18 protein-coding genes and 1 pseudogene are annotated in these 16,814 nt (G+C 63.9%); 10 read left to right on the forward strand and 9 right to left on the reverse strand.

Annotated features, from left to right (window positions below; genetic code table 11):
• The first annotated feature begins 104 nt into the window (after nt 1–104).
• Nucleotides 105–362, forward strand: coding sequence for a hypothetical protein (locus EJ067_RS25880; RefSeq protein ID WP_126088017.1), 258 nt, complete (start codon nt 105–107; stop codon nt 360–362).
• Between the two features lie 63 nt (nt 363–425).
• Here EJ067_RS25880 and soxR read toward each other — a convergent pair whose 3' ends face one another.
• Both soxR and EJ067_RS25890 read right to left on the reverse strand, forming a co-directional pair.
• The gene (gene soxR / locus EJ067_RS25885; protein ID WP_126088018.1) at nt 426–869 is read right to left on the reverse strand and encodes a redox-sensitive transcriptional activator SoxR; all 444 of its coding nucleotides are present in this window, start codon (nt 867–869) and stop codon (nt 426–428) included.
• Nucleotides 870–1,017: 148 nt separating this feature from the next.
• Nucleotides 1,018–1,476: a tRNA (cytidine(34)-2'-O)-methyltransferase gene (locus EJ067_RS25890; protein ID WP_126088019.1), complete on the reverse strand. Its 459-nt coding sequence runs from the start codon at nt 1,474–1,476 to the stop codon at nt 1,018–1,020.
• Nucleotides 1,477–1,904: 428 nt separating this feature from the next.
• On the opposite strand from EJ067_RS25890, the gene EJ067_RS25895 reads away from it, so the two are divergent.
• Genes EJ067_RS25895 through EJ067_RS25910 form a run of 4 tightly spaced genes read left to right on the forward strand, consistent with a single transcriptional unit; the run spans nt 1,905 to nt 6,451 of the window.
• Nucleotides 1,905–2,345 carry a hypothetical protein gene (locus EJ067_RS25895; RefSeq protein WP_245468043.1) on the forward strand — a complete coding sequence of 147 codons (441 nt, stop codon included), beginning with the start codon at nt 1,905–1,907 and terminating at the stop codon, nt 2,343–2,345.
• Between the two features lie 25 nt (nt 2,346–2,370).
• Nucleotides 2,371–4,251, forward strand: a complete 1,881-nt coding sequence (locus tag EJ067_RS25900) for an ABC transporter ATP-binding protein (RefSeq protein ID WP_126088021.1) — start codon at nt 2,371–2,373, stop codon at nt 4,249–4,251.
• Entirely contained in the window at nt 4,248–6,131 is a 1,884-nt protein-coding gene (locus EJ067_RS25905) for an ABC transporter ATP-binding protein (RefSeq protein ID WP_126088022.1), read from the forward strand. The genes EJ067_RS25900 and EJ067_RS25905 overlap by 4 nt, the downstream gene beginning before the upstream one ends.
• Nucleotides 6,132–6,139: 8 nt before the next feature.
• Nucleotides 6,140–6,451: a DUF6665 family protein gene (locus EJ067_RS25910; RefSeq protein ID WP_126088023.1), complete on the forward strand. Its 312-nt coding sequence runs from the start codon at nt 6,140–6,142 to the stop codon at nt 6,449–6,451.
• Here the strand turns inward: EJ067_RS25910 and EJ067_RS25915 are convergent.
• Nucleotides 6,452–6,783, reverse strand: a pseudogene (locus EJ067_RS25915) (cupin domain-containing protein).
• Between the two features lie 372 nt (nt 6,784–7,155).
• Here EJ067_RS25915 and petA point away from each other — a divergent pair.
• The 5 genes from petA to EJ067_RS25940 all read left to right on the forward strand — a co-directional run bounded on the left by petA (nt 7,156) and on the right by EJ067_RS25940 (nt 11,441).
• The gene (gene petA, locus EJ067_RS25920; RefSeq protein ID WP_245468348.1) at nt 7,156–7,656 is read left to right on the forward strand and encodes a ubiquinol-cytochrome c reductase iron-sulfur subunit; all 501 of its coding nucleotides are present in this window, start codon (nt 7,156–7,158) and stop codon (nt 7,654–7,656) included.
• Nucleotides 7,657–7,672: 16 nt separating this feature from the next.
• Entirely contained in the window at nt 7,673–8,974 is a 1,302-nt protein-coding gene (locus EJ067_RS25925) for a cytochrome b N-terminal domain-containing protein (protein WP_126088025.1), read from the forward strand.
• Between the two features lie 20 nt (nt 8,975–8,994).
• On the forward strand, nt 8,995–9,852 hold the full coding sequence (locus EJ067_RS25930; protein WP_126088026.1) for a cytochrome c1: 858 nt from the start codon (nt 8,995–8,997) through the stop codon (nt 9,850–9,852).
• A gap of 141 nt (nt 9,853–9,993) precedes the next feature.
• A complete protein-coding gene (locus EJ067_RS25935; protein ID WP_126088027.1) occupies nt 9,994–10,689 on the forward strand; it encodes a phosphatase PAP2 family protein in 696 nt (231 codons plus the stop codon).
• A 206-nt stretch (nt 10,690–10,895) separates the two neighbouring features.
• The gene (locus EJ067_RS25940; protein ID WP_126088028.1) at nt 10,896–11,441 is read left to right on the forward strand and encodes an adenine phosphoribosyltransferase; all 546 of its coding nucleotides are present in this window, start codon (nt 10,896–10,898) and stop codon (nt 11,439–11,441) included.
• A gap of 130 nt (nt 11,442–11,571) precedes the next feature.
• On the opposite strand, the gene EJ067_RS25945 is transcribed toward EJ067_RS25940, so the two are convergent.
• The 6 genes from EJ067_RS25945 to EJ067_RS25970 all read right to left on the reverse strand — a co-directional run bounded on the left by EJ067_RS25945 (nt 11,572) and on the right by EJ067_RS25970 (nt 16,416).
• Entirely contained in the window at nt 11,572–12,042 is a 471-nt protein-coding gene (locus EJ067_RS25945; protein ID WP_126088029.1) for a MaoC family dehydratase, read from the reverse strand.
• Nucleotides 12,039–12,500 (reverse strand): MaoC family dehydratase, encoded by a 462-nt coding sequence (locus EJ067_RS25950; protein ID WP_126088030.1) that lies wholly within the window; start codon nt 12,498–12,500, stop codon nt 12,039–12,041. The genes EJ067_RS25945 and EJ067_RS25950 overlap by 4 nt, the downstream gene beginning before the upstream one ends.
• Nucleotides 12,501–12,691: 191 nt before the next feature.
• On the reverse strand, nt 12,692–13,666 hold the full coding sequence (gene corA, locus EJ067_RS25955; protein WP_126088031.1) for a magnesium/cobalt transporter CorA: 975 nt from the start codon (nt 13,664–13,666) through the stop codon (nt 12,692–12,694).
• A 163-nt stretch (nt 13,667–13,829) separates the two neighbouring features.
• Nucleotides 13,830–14,933 (reverse strand): redox-regulated ATPase YchF, encoded by a 1,104-nt coding sequence (gene ychF / locus EJ067_RS25960; protein WP_126088032.1) that lies wholly within the window; start codon nt 14,931–14,933, stop codon nt 13,830–13,832.
• Nucleotides 14,934–15,028: 95 nt separating this feature from the next.
• Nucleotides 15,029–15,751, reverse strand: a complete 723-nt coding sequence (pth, locus tag EJ067_RS25965) for an aminoacyl-tRNA hydrolase (RefSeq protein ID WP_126088033.1) — start codon at nt 15,749–15,751, stop codon at nt 15,029–15,031.
• A 20-nt stretch (nt 15,752–15,771) separates the two neighbouring features.
• The gene (locus tag EJ067_RS25970; RefSeq protein ID WP_126088034.1) at nt 15,772–16,416 is read right to left on the reverse strand and encodes a 50S ribosomal protein L25/general stress protein Ctc; all 645 of its coding nucleotides are present in this window, start codon (nt 16,414–16,416) and stop codon (nt 15,772–15,774) included.
• Nucleotides 16,417–16,814 lie beyond the last annotated feature (398 nt).

Consider the following 16,814-nt stretch of genomic DNA (forward strand, 5'->3'; position numbering starts at 1 on the left):
GGCTCGCTTGCCCGACAAATGACTCGTTTTTTCTGCGCGCGATCCCTAATCTCTTAAAGGAAAGGGTCAAGCCCCGTCTGACCAAGGCGCAAAGGAGTTCCTTCGTGCGCACCCCGGCAAGACCGCCGCTGGATGGCTTGAGGAAGAGGCTGGAGCGCTCGCGGGCCGAGCGCGAAAGAGAGCCGCGCGACGGCTTCCTGCGCGAGACCTTCGTCCTGCCGCGCTCGGACGCCCGCCTCAAGGCCAAGGAATGGTTCGAGCGCTTCCCCAAGCAGGCCTACTGGACCGAGATCGAAAGCTGGTTCGAACGGCCGGGCGACGTCATCGAGTTCACAATGCGGCGGCTCCCGGCGGCGGACTAAGGTGTATTGATATTCAGGCGATGCCGGCCTGACCTGAATCTCGACACACCTTGATGCGTACCGTCAGGGCACCAGTAGCCGCCTCGCGCCAGTACCCTCCCGTGCCAGCCGGTCTTCCTTGTTCCTCAGCGGGCACTTGTCGATCGACATGCAGCCGCAGCCGATACAATCCGTCAGCCCGTCGCGCAGCTTCTTCAACTGGGCGATCTTGTGGTCGAGCCCGTCGCGCCAAGCCGTTGAAAGCAGATTCCAATCCTCGCGCGTCGGGGTGCGGCCCTCGGGCAGGGATTGAAGCGCCGCGGCGATCTCGGCGAGCGAGATGCCGACCTCCTGGGCGACGCGGATGATCGCCACCCGCCGCAGCACGTCGCGGCTGTAGCGGCGCTGGTTGCCCGCGGTGCGATGGCTGCGGATCAGCCCGCGTGCCTCGTAGAAATGCAGCGCCGACACCGCCACGCCGCTGCGCATGGCCACCTGGCCGACCGTCAATTCCCGTACCGAAGCCATCTCGCAGTTTCCGCTTGACCTCAAGTTGGGTTGAGCTTGTAGCGAGGAAATCCTGACAAGGCAAATGCAGGAGAAGGCGATGTGCGCCTGGGTGAAAATGACGACAGAAGCGCAGGCAATCCGCGGCAGCGCGGAAGGGCTATCGATCCTATCCGAGCTGGCGGAGCGCTTCGCCGGCGACCATCGCAACCGACAGCGCGACATTGATGCTGCGCGCGCCCGGGCGCATCGCAATGGTCAGTCGCGCATCCGCCGCCTTGTGAACCTCGTCCGGCACGCCGGCGGATTCGCGGCCGAACAGAAGGATGTCGCCGGCGGCGAAAGCAAACTCCGCATAGGCGGTCGGGGCCTTGGTAGTGAGCAGCACAAGGCGGCGCGCGTTCGCCCTGCGCCATTGCTCGAAGGCGTGCCAGTCGGCATGGCGGGCAAGCGCCGCCATTTCGAGATAATCCATGCCGGCCCGTTTCAGCGCCCGGTCGGACAGCGGAAAGCCGGCCGGCTCGATGATGTCGACGCCGAGATCGAGGCAGGCGGCGAAGCGCAGGATTGTTCCGGTGTTGCCGGCGATATCCGGCTGGTAGAGCGCGATGCGGAGACGATCGTTCATTTCCGCATCCTGCTAATAAGTGGCAGATCGGCCACAGGGATCTCCAGCTTTTGGCGATTTCCGGACTGGCGGGTGGCCATTTTCTGCGAAGTCGAGTATATGCCCAACATCGTCAACCCGAACCGAAGGAGGGAGACCACATGATGACCATGCATTTCCAGCTCCTCTCCGGGGCACTTGTGTGCCCAGCGGCGGTTTCGGTACGACGATTCTTCTGACACTTTAAGACCTCATCGCACCGATTCCCGCCGAACCCAGTTTTCGGCTTTCGAAGGAATCTCGCGATGTTTTTCAAACTGCCAAAGGGGCGCGCCGCCCCATCCGAACGTGTCAACGCGGACGCTGGTCGTCGTGTCGAGACCGACGCTTGCCGTCATGCACTGACCGACGCGTTTCCTGCCTCCGGCCGAATGCTGGAGATCGAGTTCGTGTCACCCTTTTTAACGCATTTGCACATGGAGGACGGACCGATGTTCGATCCCTACAAGATACCGGGTTCAAGAAGCCTGCACGAGCGCAAGATGGCGACCTGGGCGCTGCTGATCGGCGAGACCTACTCGTCGGCGGCGCACGCCGAGACGCGCCGGCGTCCGCATCGCGGCATGCTGCCGGACGTCGATTTTTCGCGGGCCGTGCCCGATCCTGGCCGGCCCTCGCTGGTGCGCCGTATCGCAAGGCTGTTCCGGCCGGGCGAGAAAGCGCGGGCTGGCTCCAACGCGGCCTCAGGATCGTCCGGCGAGCCTGTCGGCGAAAAGCCCGCGGCACCCTATATTGCGCGAAGCAGGGCCGGCGATTCGGATGATTCCGTGTCGCCGGCCCGTCGCGCAGCGCGGCCGAACGGCCTTGCCCATCAATCCCGCGCTGCGTGAGCGCATAGACAGCCGAGTGCCTGGAATGTACCGCTGGTTTGAAAAAAAGCTCGATCCGTTTCCCGCCGCGGAGCCGGCCGAGCCGCCGAAGACGCTGGTCGCCTTCTGCGTGCATTATACGCGCGGGGCCTGGCCCTACATCATGCTGGACGCGATTCTGGTGATGGCGATCGCCCTTGCCGAAGTGTGGATGTTCGGTTTCATGGGCCGCATCGTCGACTGGCTGTCGGCGCAGAACCGACAAACCTTCCTGCAAACCGAGAGCTGGAAGCTGGCCGGCATGGCCTTCATCGTCTTGTTTGCGCTGCCGGGCACGGTCTGGGTGCGTTCGTTGTTCAACCAGCAGACGCTGATGGGCAACTATCCCATGCGCATCCGCTGGCAGGTGCATCGCTACCTGCTCAAGCAATCGATGACTTTCTACCAGGACGAATTCGCCGGCCGCATCGCCACCAAGCTGATGCAGACCGCGCTCGCCGTGCGCGACTGCGTCATGAAGGTTGTCGACGTCCTCAACTACGTGATCGTCTACTTCCTCGGCATGCTGTTCATCGTCGGCTCGGCGGACTTGCGGCTGGCCGCACCCTTGGGCGTATGGCTGATCGGCTATATCGCGCTGCTGCGGTATTTTATTCCACGGCTCGGCAAGGTCGGTGAGGAACAGGCCAATGCTCGTTCGACCATGACCGGTCGCGTCGTCGACAGCTATGCCAACATCCAGACGGTGAAGCTGTTTTCCCACGCGCGCCGCGAGGCGGCCTTCGCCAGGGAGGGCATGGCGGGCTTCCTCGAGACGGTCTACCGCTCGATGCGGCTGGTGACCGTGCTCTACGGCCTTCTCTACATCCTGAACGCGCTGTTGCTGTTTTCCGTCACCGCGCTGTCCCTGTGGCTGTGGCTCGGCGATGCGGTGACGATCGGCGCCGTCGCCGTGGTCATCGGCCTGGTGCTCAGGATGTGGGGCATGTCGCAGTGGATCATGTGGGAGATGTCGGGCCTGTTCGAGAACATCGGCACGGTGCAGGACGGCATCCAGTCGATCTCGCTGCCGCGGCTGGTCGAGGATCGCCCGGACGCCAAGGACATCGCCGTCACCCAGGGCGAGATACGCTTCGAGGACATCCGCTTCCACTACGGCAAGCAGAAGGGCGTCATCGAAAACCTCTCGCTTGTCGTGAAGCCGGGCGAGAAGGTCGGCATCGTCGGCCGCTCCGGCGCCGGCAAGTCGACGCTGGTCAACCTGTTGCTGCGCTTCTACGACCTGGAAAGCGGAAGGATCCTCATAGACGGCCAGGAGATCGCAGGCGTGGCGCAGGATTCGTTGCGCACGCAGATCGGCATGGTGACGCAGGACACCTCCCTGCTGCACCGGTCGGTGCGGGAGAACATCCTCTACGGCCGCCCTGACGCGACCGACGAGATGCTGATCGAGGCGGCGCGGCGGGCGGAGGCGCTCGATTTCATCGACGGGCTTTCGGACCACAACGGCCGCAAGGGATTCGATGCCCATGTCGGCGACCGGGGCGTCAAACTGTCCGGCGGCCAGCGGCAGCGCATCGCCATCGCCCGCGTCATGCTGAAGGACGCGCCGATCCTCATCCTCGACGAGGCGACCTCGGCGCTCGATTCGGAAGCCGAGGCGGCGATCCAGGAGAACCTCTACAAGCTGATGCAGGGCAAGACCGTGATTGCGATCGCGCACCGGCTGTCGACCATCGCCGCTATGGACAGGCTCGTCGTCATGGACAAGGGCCGCGTCATCGAGGAAGGGTCGCATGAGGAGCTCGTCGCCAAGGGCGGGCTCTACGCCCAGCTCTGGCAGCGCCAGTCGGGCGGCTTTCTGCTCGACGACGCGCCCGCCGAGGCTGCCAACGACGTTATCGCCAAGGGTGAAGCCGCGGAATGATGAAGGCCGTCTACCGCTGGTTCGAAAGCTGGGTCTACCCGTTCCGCGAGCCCGCGAATCTTCGGCCACCCGGCAGCGTCCGCGGCTTCCTCTGGCACTATGTCGGACAAGCGAAGCTCGCCTTCTTCGCCATGCTGATCATCGGCGGCATCGCGCCGCTGGTCGAGGCCGGGCTGTTCTATTTCGTCGGGCGGCTGGTGGATATCCTCGACCAGCTTCCCGGCGAGCGCAGCTGGCATGCGCTGTGGGCTGCCGCCGGGCCGGAGCTTCTGTTCATGGGCGCGGTGGTGCTGATCATCCGCACGCTGGTGGTCGGCCTGTCGGCGCTGGTCGACGAGCAGACGATCACGCCGGGGTTCTACAATCTGGTGCGCTGGCAGGCGCACCGGCATGTCTCGCGCCAGTCCTATGCCTTCTTCCAGAACGATTTCGCCGGCCGCATCGCCACGAAAGTCTGGCAGGCAGGGCAGGCGACGGGCGACCTGATGGAGAGCTTCATCGAAGTCATCTGGTTCATGATCGTCTACACGGTGACGACGCTGGCGCTGGTGGCTGGCCTCGACCTCAGGCTGGCGGTGCTGGTGGTGATATGGATCGTCGCCTTCGCCTGGCTGGCCAGGCGCTATTTGCCGGCGATTCGCAAGCATGCCGAGGCGACAGCCGAGGCCGGCTCGATGATCACCGGCCGCATCGTCGATTCCTATTCCAACGTGCAGACGCTGAAGCTGTTCGCCGCCGACGGCGACGACCACTATATCCGCAGCGGCTTCGACATCTATCTCAACGCGCTGCGTCCGTTCACCCGCCGGCTGACCGGCGTGCGCATGGCGCTGACGACGCTTTCCGGCATCATGATCACGTCAATCGCGGTCTTCGCCGTCTATCTCTGGGTGGAAGGCTCGATCACCGTCGGCGCCGTCGCTTTCACGCTTTCTCTCGTCCTGCGGCTCAACATGCTGCTGGGACGGGTGATGATGCAGCTCAACAGCATCCTCAGGAATCTCGGCGTGCTGGAGAACTCCAAGGCGCTGATCACGCAGCCGCTCGGCCTGACCGACGCCCCGGGCGCCAAGGAGCTGGTGGTTGCCGGTGGCCGCATCGACCTCAAGAACGTCACCTTCCACTACGGCAAGGGGGCAGGGGTTCTGGACGGCATCGACCTCGTCGTGCGGCCTGGCGAGAAGGTGGGGTTGGTCGGTCCGTCAGGCGCCGGCAAGACGACTTTAGCCAATCTCATCCTGCGCCTCTACGACCTCGAGCGCGGCAGGATCCTGGTCGACGGCCAGGATATCGCCGGCGTGACGCAGAATTCGCTGCGCGCCAATATCGGCGTGGTCAGCCAGGACACCGCACTCTTCCACCGTTCGCTGCGCGACAACATCAAGCTCGGCATGCCGGACGCTACCGACGCTGAGGTGATCGCCGCAGCGCGCAAAGCCGAGGCGCATGATTTCATCATGAGCCTGCGCGACAACCGGGAGCGGGCCGGCTACGAGGCCTATGTCGGCGAGCGCGGCGTGAAGCTCTCCGGCGGCCAGCGCCAGCGGGTGGCGATCGCCCGCCTTTTCCTCAAGGATGCGCCGATCCTCATCCTCGATGAGGCGACGTCGGCGCTCGATTCCGACATCGAGGCGGCGATTCAGGAGAATCTGGTGAGGCTGATGGAGGACAAGACCGTCATCGCCATCGCCCATCGGCTCTCGACCATCGCCGCGCTCGACCGGCTGGTCGTGCTCGACGGCGGGCGCATCGTCGAAGAGGGCACGCATGATGAGCTGGTGGCGCTCGACGGCCTCTATGCGCGGCTCTGGAAACGGCAGTCCGGCGGCTTCCTGTTCAACGAGGAAAGCGTGCTGGAAGAGACGCGCCCGGCGGAGTAGAACGGCTCATGTCGGTCAGAATGCCCAGCAATCTCGGACGGTCAGGCGCGCAGGAGAGCGCGCTCGATCTGCTCGGCCACGAGATCCTCGCCGAAAAGGCGGCAGCGCTTGGCCGCGCCGGCCAGCGCGTCGAGCAAACGCTGGCGAAGCTGCGCGAAAACGGCGAGGGCGGAGATCGCAACCGGCTGCTCAAGGAGGCCGCGGCGGCCGTCCACGGCTATTTCATCCAGCGCGAGCTCTGCGGCTTTCGCAAGCATGACGCCGTGATCCGCGAATACAACATCCCAAGGGCAGTGCTGGTCAGGCTCGGCGCGAGTTAGCTATTCCAGCCATTCGGTGATGAAGCTGCCATTCTCGTGGATGTCGGTGGTCTCGAGCGGACCAGGGCCGACATTGGTGAATTTGTGCGGCGTGTCGGGCGGGACGATGCCGAGGCCTCGATCTTTTGGTCGCCGACCGTGAATAGGGCGGTTCCGGAGCGGATGATAAAGAGCTCGGCATAGGGATGCTTGTGCAGGCGCGGGCCACCGCCGATGTCCGGCAGGTAGTTGAAGATCAGACAGCTTCTGGAGCCGAAGGCACCGCACTGCAGCTCGCCTTGCCAGCGGTCGGGCGCTTCAGCCCATTTGTCGCGGTCGATGACATGCGCCATGGGCGGAGAATAGACCGGGCCAACGAGTGCTGTCGAGGCGGACAAGCACCCGTTTTCGCTTCCGATTTCGCGCTGTTTCATGGCCTCCGCCGGTCTGCCGGCAGTGCGTCCGAGCAAGCCGCGCCACGCAGCCGCGACAATGTGCCCTTGTGCCTTCACGCGTCTGGACAAAAACGGGCTTCACGCATAAACCGAACTCCAAATGCCGGAGGAATTCGCTAGCCTGTTCGCCATGCGCTGTCGGGCCGGCGCGATTGAGCGGGGACAAGGCTCGGCCGCCGGCACGGAAAAAGGCGAAAGGATCAGGCACCCGTGAGCGCAACCGACATCCACGATCCCAACCGTCGCGATTTTCTCTATATCGCCACCGGCATGGCCGGCGTGGTTGGCGCAGGCGCCGTCGCCTGGCCGTTCATCGACCAGATGCAGCCGGATGCTTCGACGCTGGCGCTGGCTTCAGTCGAGGTCGATGTCTCCTCGCTGCAGCCCGGCAGCTCGCTGATCGTCAAGTGGCGCGGCAAGCCGGTCGTGGTGCGCAACCGGACCGAGAAGGAGATGAAGGACGGCGAGGCCGTCAACCTCAACGATCTCAAGGATCCGATCGCCCGTAACGCCAACCTGCCGGCCGATGCGCCGGCGACCGACGCCAACCGCACCACCCCCGGCAAGGAAGCCTGGATGGTGATGGTGCAGGTCTGCACCCATCTCGGTTGCATCCCGCTCGGCCAGGAAGGCGATTTCGGCGGCTGGTTCTGCCCGTGCCACGGCTCGCAGTACGACACCGCCGGCCGCATCCGCAAAGGTCCGGCGCCGGAGAACATGGCGATCCCGGTGTTCAAATTCATTTCCGATACCAAGATCCTTATCGGCTGAGGCAGGGGACATTTCGATGAGCGAGGGACACTCCACCTACACGCCGAAGACGGGCATCGGACGCTGGGTCGACGCGCGCATGCCGCTGCCCCGGCTGGTCTATGACAGCTTCGTCGCCTATCCGGTGCCGCGCAACCTCAACTACATGTGGACGTTCGGCGGCATCCTGTCGGTCATGCTGGCCTCGCAGATCCTGACCGGCATCGTGCTGGCAATGCACTACACCTCCGACACCACGCTCGCGTTCGATTCGGTCGAGAAGATCATGCGCGACGTGAATTCGGGGTGGCTGCTGCGCTATCTCCATTCCAACGGCGCCTCCTTCTTCTTCGTCGCCGTCTACATCCATATCTTCCGCGGGCTGTTCTACGGCTCCTACAAGGCGCCGCGCGAGCTGCTCTGGATCCTCGGCTGCATCATCTACCTCTTGATGATGGCCACCGGCTTCATGGGCTATGTGCTGCCCTGGGGACAGATGAGCTTCTGGGGCGCTACCGTCATCACCGGCTTCTTCAGCGCCATTCCGCTGGTCGGCAACTGGATCCAGGAGCTGCTGCTCGGCGGCTTCGCCGTGGACAACCCGACGCTGAACCGCTTCTTCGCGCTGCACTACCTGCTGCCGTTCATGATCGCCGGCGTCGTCGTGCTGCACATCTGGGCGCTGCATGTCGTCGGCCAGTCGAACCCGACCGGCATCGAGGTCAAGTCGAAGACCGACACCGTCGCCTTCACGCCCTATGCGACCATCAAGGACGCGTTCGGCATGATCGTGTTCCTGTTCTTGTTCGCATATTTCGTCTTCTACCTGCCGAACTATCTCGGCCACCCGGACAACTACACGGTCGCCAACCCGCTGAAGACGCCGGCCCACATCGTTCCGGAATGGTACTTCCTGCCATTCTACGCGATCCTGCGCGCCATCACATTCAACATTGGGCCGATCAACTCCAAGCTCGGCGGCGTGCTGTGCATGTTCGGCGCCATCGCCATGCTGTTCCTGGTGCCGTGGCTCGACACTTCCAAGGTGCGCTCCGCGGTCTACCGGCCCTGGTACAAGCTGTTCTTCTGGCTGTTCGTGGCCGACGCCGTCCTGCTTGGATGGCTGGGCTCGCAGCCGGCAGAAGGCAGCTACGTGTTCATGGCCCAGATGGCGACGCTGTTCTACTTCGCCTTCTTTCTGGTGGTCATGCCGGTGCTCGGCCTGATCGAGACGCCGCGCAGGCTGCCGAATTCGATCACCGAGGCGGTGCTGGAAAAGAACAAGGGCGGCAGCGGACATCCTGCGCGCGCTGCGGCCGCACCGGAAACCAAGGGCTGAGAATCTAAGGGGATTTGGGTATGAAAAAGATTCTCACCTCGCTGGCGCTGCTCGGCCTGGTGGTCGCGGGAACCGCGGCCATCGCGGCCGAAGAGGAACACAACGCGGCCGCGCCGACGCACTTCCCGATCAACGAGCCGAAGGAAATGAGCTGGAGCTTCGCCGGCCCGTTCGGTACCTATGACAAGGCTCAGCTGCAGCGCGGCCTCAAGGTGTACAAGGAAGTCTGCTCGGCCTGCCATTCGATGAACCTGGTGGCGTTCCGCACGCTGGAAGGCCTCGGCTATTCGGAAGGGCAGATCAAGACGCTCGCCGCCGAATACACCATACATGACGGCCCGAACGATGCCGGCGACATGTTCGACCGCCCGGGCAAGCCGTCGGATCACTTCCCGGCGCCGTTCCCGAACGATCAGGCCGCCGCTGCCGCCAATGGCGGCGCCGCGCCGCCCGACATGTCGCTGCTCGCCAAGGCGCGCGGCGTCGAGCGCGGCTTCCCGCGCTTCGTCTTCGACATCTTCACCCAGTATGCCCAGGGCGGCCCGGACTACATCCACTCGCTGCTCACCGGCTACGATCAGACGCCGCCGGCCGGCATGGTGATCCCGGAAGGCACGCACTACAATCCGTATTTCCTGTCCGGCGTGTCGCTGAAGATGCCGAAGCCGCTCTCGGATGGCCAGGTGACCTATGACGATGGCTCGCCGCAGACTGTCGACCAGTATTCGCGCGACGTCGCCTCGTTCCTGATGTGGGCCGCCGAGCCGCATCTCGAGGACCGCAAGAAGACCGGCTTCCGCGTGCTGGTGTTCCTGCTGCTCTTCGGCGCGCTCGTCTACATGACCAAGCGCAAGGTGTGGGCCGACGTGGCGCACTGAGCCACCGAGGATTGCAGGCTTTGAAAGGGGCGCCGAGAGGCGCCCTTTCGCATTTCACGACAGCGTGAGGGTGACGGCCATGTCACATGGCCGTCACCGCGTCCCGCGATCCTGCCTTGCTCTCACAAAAGGATCGCACCCATGAAAAGATTTGCGCCGTTCGCAGCCGCGCTGCTCATCCTTGTCGCCGGTACCGCCGTCCGCGCCGAGGACGCTCAGCCCTTCGTCACCAGCAAGGACATCGACCTGACGATGATCCTGCCGCCGCCGCCAGCCAACGAATCGGCCGAGACGAAGGCCGAACTCGCCGAGGTGCTGACCCTGCAGGTGACGCGGACGCCCGAGATGGAAAAGCGCGCCATTGCCGATGCCGAGGAAAATGTCTGGCGCTTCGCCAACGTCATGGGGCCGAAGTTCAACAAGGAGATGCTGCCGAAGTTCAGCGCCTTCTTCGATCGCGTGGTTGCCACGGAAGGCGCCGTCGTCGACCCTGCCAAGGACGTCTGGAAGCGGCCGCGGCCGCACCAGCTCAGCGATTTGGTCAAGCCCGTGGTGAAGCTGTCGAATTCCGGCTCCTGGCCATCGGGCCATGCGACGGTCGGCACCATGATGGGCATCATCCTGTCCGACATGGTGCCGGAAAAGCGCGCCGAGATCATGGCGCGCGCGGCTGAATATGCCCACAACCGCGTTGTCGGCGGCATCCACTATCCGTCCGACATCGAGATGGGCAAGATTTCCGGCAGTGTGATTGCCGCGGTCCTCCTCGACCGGCCCGACTTCAAGGCTGAGTTCGAAGTGGCGCGCTCCGAGTTGCGTTCCGACCTCGGCATGTGATCCGTCCGTCACCGACGTTTCTGCAAGGGCGCCTGCGAGGCGCCCTTTTCGATGCGGCGCAAGACCGGGGCAAGGCAGGCGATGCCGATCGTGTGCCGGATGCGCTTGTCTCCCGGGCCCCATCGCGGTAGCCGTTGTTGGTTGCGTTGCGCCGGACGCGTCGACGCCGTTCATACCCGACAGCCGGATACGCGGAGCCTCGCCTCATGAAACCCTCGCTCGAAGACACGCTGCTTGCCGCGATCCGCACTATCCCGGACTACCCGAAGCATGGCATCCTGTTTCGCGACATCACCACGCTGCTTGGCGATGCGCGCGCCTTTCGCCGCGCCATCGACGAGCTAGTGCACCCGTATGCCGGCCTGAAGATCGACAAGATCGCCGGCATCGAGGCGCGCGGCTTCATTCTTGGCGGTGCCGTTGCGCACCAGCTTTCGGCAGGCTTCGTGCCGATCCGCAAGAAGGGCAAGCTGCCCTACGAGACGGTGCGCGTCGCCTACAGCCTCGAATACGGTCTGGACGAGATGGAGATGCACAAGGACGGCGTCTCGCCGGGCGAGAAGGTGATCCTGGTCGACGACCTGATCGCCACCGGCGGCACGGCGGAAGCGGCGGTGAAGCTGCTCAGGCAGATCGGCGCCGACATCGTCGCCGCCTGCTTCGTCATCGACCTGCCGGATCTCGGCGGGCGCCAGAAGCTTGAAGCGCTCGGCGTGCCGGTGCGCACGCTGATCGGGTTCGAGGGGCATTAGTCAGTGGTGAGTAGTGAATAGTGAAATAGTAAATAGTAAATAGTAATTAGTGAAGATCGGTATTCGATGGTGAGCGTCGAATTTATCCGCGCTCACTACTCACTACTCACTACTCACCATTCACCATTCACTACTCCACCTTCACCAGCACGGCGCTGTCGAACTCGATGACCTTGTCGCCGGTCGAATCGAAGCCTTCGGAACGCAGCGTGAGCAGGCTCCAGCCGGGGCGCCCGGCAAGCGGGCGATGGGCGAGCGCGGTGCGCGTGAAGGTCACCGTCTCACCGGCATAGACGGGCTTCAGCCATTTGAGGTTGCGGAAGCCCGGCGAGGGGCCGAATTCGGGCTGCGGTCCGGGACCGGTCCAGCGCACGCCCTCGGTCTCCATGCGCTTTTCGAGGTTGTATTTCATCCAGGTGGCGGCGGTGTGCCAGCCGGAGGCGCAGAGGCCGCCAAGCACGCTCTTCCTCGCCGCCTCCTCATCGACATGGAAGACCTGCGGGTCGTATTTCCTGGCGAACGCCTTGATCTCGTCGGCTTCAAACTTGTGCGAGCCGAGGGTGACGGTTTCGCCGATGAGGAAGTATTCGTCGAGTGTCACGCCGCGGCCTCCCGGGTCAGGAACATGCCGCTGTTCTCAAGCTCGAAGACGCATTCACCGCGCTGGTTGAACAGCTCGCTGCGCATGCTGACCAGGCCGAGCTGAGGCCTCGATTTGGACTGGCGCTTGGCAAGCACGGTGACCGTGCCGGTGAGCCGATCACCGGCCAGAACCGGCTTCTTCCATTTCACGTGCTCAATGCCCGGCGAGCCTTGCGAGGTCGAGTCGAGCAGGAAGGCGTCGCACAGCATGCGCATGAACATCGCGCAGGTGTGCCAGCCCGAAGCCGAAAGGCCGCCCAGGATGCTGGCCTTGCCGGCCTCCTCGTCGAGATGCATCGGCTGGGCATCGAACTCGCTGGCGAATTCGATGATCTCGGCCGCGCTTACAGTCTTGCTGCCGAGGTCGAGCGAGGCGCCCTCGACGAAATCCTCGTAGGCCCAGGTCTTTGCGGTCATGTCGGCAATCCGGTGGCGAATGCGTGAAACCCAAGGTTGGGCACCCCGGATGACGGCCCGAGGCAATTTGGTCAAGTCCTTTCTGGTGAGCCAGTCGATGGGGGTGATTGCGGAGAGGCGGATCCGCTCGCTCTCTGTGTTTCACGCAATTCCGGACGGAAAACCGCTGCGCACTTTTCCTGGAATTGCTTTTAGAGCCACCCGCGGCGGCGGAAATACCAGAAGGGCAGGATCGCCGAGACCACCATCAGGCCGATGGCGAAGGGATAGCCGAACTCCCATTTGAGCTCGGGGATGATGTCGAAATTCATGCCGTAGATCGAGGCCACCAGCGTCGGCGGCAGGAAGATGACGGCGGCGACCGAGAAGATCTTGATGATGGCGTTTTGCTCGATCGAGATCATGCCGAGCGTGGCGTCGAGCAGGAAGGAGATCTTCTGCGACAGGAAGGTGGCGTGATCGGCGAGCGACAGCACGTCCCGCGACAGCGTCTTGATGCGGGCCCGCACATCCTTGCTCATCTTGGCCTGGGCCGCGACATGGGCAAGAAAGCCGGCCAGGCGCTGCAGCGAGATCAGGCTGTCGCGGACGGAGGATGCGAGGTCCTCCTTGCGGCCGATGCCTTTCAAGAGCTCCTGGAAATCGCGGTTGCGCTTCGAGGCCTTTGTCGACCGCGCCTCGAAGATGTCGCGCGAGATCGCTTCCACATCGCGCCCGGCGCGCTCGAGGATGTCGGCAAGCCGGTCGACGATCGCTTCCAGCAGGCCGACCAGGATGGTGTCGCCGCTGGTGCAGCCGGTCGCCACCTTTTCGGCGCGCAGCGGAAAGGTCTTGAAGGCCTTCGGCTCGTGATAGCGGATGGTGATCAGCCGGTTGCCGGCAAGCGCGAACGTCACCGGCGACATCAGCGGGTCGTCGGCCTCGGTCTGGGCCGGCAGCACGGCGGTCATGAAGTAGCCGCCGTCCTCGACATAGAGGCGGCTGGAGATCTCGATCTCTTCCATCTCCTCGCGCGTCGGAATGGCGATGCCAAGCCAGCTCTCGATCGCAGCCTCTTCTTCCTTGGTCGGATTGAAGAGGTCGGCCCAGACGACCCTGTCGCCGTCCGCCGCGAGATCGTCGGTGACGCGCAGGCGATCATTGTCCACGACGAAGGCCTTGATCATCGCCGGGTCTCCCTTGCTGGACCAAAGAGGTTCGTCAGGATTGCATGGGCCTCGAGGAGCCCGCGAGCAGCAGCGGATTAGACCCGCGATCCTGCCAGGTCAAGACGCACGGGCGTGCCCGGCGCAAGGCAGGCCGGCCCTGCGACCGATCCGCCGAGGCTTGTCAGGTGTTGAACTTGAACAGCATGATGTCGCCGTCCTGGACGACATACTCCTTGCCTTCGTCGCGCGCCTTGCCGGCTTCCTTGGCCGCCACTTCGCCGCCCAGCGTGACGAAGTCGTTGTAGGAAATCGTCTGGGCGCGGATGAAGCCGCGCTCGAAATCGGTGTGGATGACGCCGGCCGCCTGCGGTGCCTTGTCGCCTTTGTGGATCGTCCAGGCGCGCGTCTCCTTCGGCCCGACGGTGAAATAGGTGATGAGGTGCAGCAGTTCGTAGCCGGCGCGGATCACCTTGTTGAGGCCCGGCTCGTCGAGGCCGAGCGAGGCAAGGAATTCCATCTCCTCATCGTCGGAAAGCTGAGCGACTTCCGCCTCGATCGCCGCCGAGATCACCACCGTGCCGGCGCCTTGCGCGGCCGCCATTGTGTCCACCGCCCTGGTGTGCTCGTTGCCGGTGGCGGCGTCGGCCTCGGCGACGTTGCAGACGTAGAGAACGGGGTGCGACGTCAACAGGTTCAGCCCCTGCAGGATGCGCAGGTCCTCCGCCGCGATGCCCTTGAGCAGGACGCGCGTCGGCTTGCCGGCCTGCAGCAATTCGAGCGCCGCCTCCATCATCGGCAGCACGGCCATCGCTTCCTTGTCCTTGCCGGCGGCGCGCTTGCGGACTTGGACGATACGGCGCTCGAGGCTTTCAAGGTCGGCGAGCATCAGCTCGGTCTCGACCGTCTCGGCGTCGGCGACCGGATCGATGCGGCCCTCGACATGGGTGATGTCGTCATCCTCGAAGCAGCGCAGCACATGGACGATGGCGTCGACCTCGCGGATGTTGGCGAGGAACTGGTTGCCCAGGCCTTCGCCCTTCGAGGCGCCACGCACCAGGCCGGCGATGTCGACGAAGAAGATGCGGGTCGGGATGATCTCCTTCGACTTGCCGATCGCCGCGATCTTCTGCAGACGCGGGTCCGGCACCGCCACCTCGCCGGTGTTCGGCTCGATGGTGCAGAAAGGATAGTTGGCGGCCTGCGCGGCGGCCGTCCTGGTCAACGCGTTGAACAGCGTCGACTTGCCGACGTTGGGCAAGCCAACGATGCCACATTTGAAACCCATGTTCGTCCGGTCCTATCGGGAATTCGAGATTTGGTGAGGGCTATGGGCGAAAGCGCCAACGATCGTCAAGCCCCGGGCCACGATCGTTTTGGCGCTTACTCCTTGCCGAGAAGTTTCTTCAGCATGGCGGCCATCGGGCCGGTCTCGGGAAGCTTGACCGCCGGCTGCTGCGGGTGGGCCTGGCGGATGTGGCTCTTCGCCTTCGGTTCCTTCGGCGGCGGCCGGTCGTCATCGCCGGTCGGCACGAGCTTGTCGCGCAGCGCGAGCGTGATGCGGTTCATGAACGAACTGTCGTCGCCCTTGGCCAGCAAACCTGCGTCATCGGCGATCGCGTCGAGCAACACGTCGAGCCATTCACGGTCGGCCTTGGCGAAGTCGCCGACGACATGGTCGCGCACCATCTCCTTGACGCCGGGATGGCCGACACCGATGCGCACACGGCGGTAATCCTTGCCGACATGCTGGTCGAGTGAGCGGATGCCGTTGTGGCCGCCGGAACCCCCGCCCACCTTGACCCTGACCTTGCCGGCGGCAAGGTCGATCTCGTCGTAGAAGACGGTGAGGGCGGCAGCGTCGAGCTTGTAGAAGCGCAGCGCTTCGCCGACCGACTGTCCGGACAGATTCATGAAGGTCTGCGGCTTGATCAAGAGGACCTTGTCGCCGCCGAGCGTGCCTTCCGAAATCAGCCCCTGGAACTTCTTCGACCAGGGCGAAAAGGAATGGCGGCGGGCAATCGCGTCCGCCGCCATGAAGCCGACATTGTGCCGGTTGTTCTGATATTTCGCGCCCGGATTGCCGAGGCCTGCAAAAACAAGCATCGTCCACTCCAGGCGGAAAATTACTTCTCTTCGGCCTCGGCGGCCTCAGCTTCAGGCGCCGCTGCTTCTACAGTCTCCTCGGTCTCCGGCTTCATTGCCGCGGAGCCGGCGATGGTCGCGATGGTGAAGTCGCGATCGGAGATCACCGGCTTGACGCCGGCCGGCAGGGAAACCGCCGAGATGTGGATCGAGTCGCCGATTTCGGTGCCGGCGAGATCGACGGTGATGAATTCCGGGATCGCATTGGCCGGGCAGTGGAACTCGACTTCGTGACGCACGATGTTGAGCACGCCGCCGCGCTTGATGCCGGGCGACTTCTCTTCATTGATGAAGTGGACGGGCACGTCGACATTGACCTCGGTGTCCTTGCCGATGCGCAGGAAGTCGACATGGACCGGGAAGTCCTTGACCGGATCGAGCTGGAAGTCCTTCGGCAGGACCTGGATCTTCTTGCCGTCGACATCGATCGTGGCGATCGTGGTCAGGAACCCGCCGCCGTGGATCTTGTAGAAGAGGTCCTTGTAGTTGAGCGCAATCGCCAGGGGGGGCTGCTTGTCGCCGTAAATAACTGCAGGCACTTTACCGTTGCGGCGAACTGCACGGGCGGACCCCTTACCGACCTGTTCGCGCGCTTCGGCCTTGAGCTCGTAAGCCTCGTGGCTCATGGCATTTCCTTTCGCGTGTTATGGAGCGTTCGCGGCGGGCAAGCCCATCCGTAAACGTCGAAAGCCGTCGCGGCCTTGCACGATCTGTCCGATGCGTTTGGCGATCCAAATGCGTCTGGGGATCATGCAGGCCTGGCCGGCCTTCCTCCGCGTTGCCTCCAAGGGTGTCTACGCGGGTGGCGGCTCTATAGCGGAAGGCGGCGAGGGGCGCAAGCCATTGAACCGGAAGCCTTGAGCCAAGGTTTACGCAGACATCTGGCCCGACAGGCGGAGCATAAGCGACGCTTCCGGCCGGTGCAAAGTTGGATCCGCGGGTTGCGCCGGGTTTCCGTCTGTATTCGTCATGTCGCATCAGGCAGGTTTCAATCGTCCTTGACAGGCATTCGAAGGACCTTTGG

It is taken from the genome of Mesorhizobium sp. M1D.F.Ca.ET.043.01.1.1 (genome assembly GCF_003952385.1).
Taxonomy (GTDB): domain Bacteria; phylum Pseudomonadota; class Alphaproteobacteria; order Rhizobiales; family Rhizobiaceae; genus Mesorhizobium.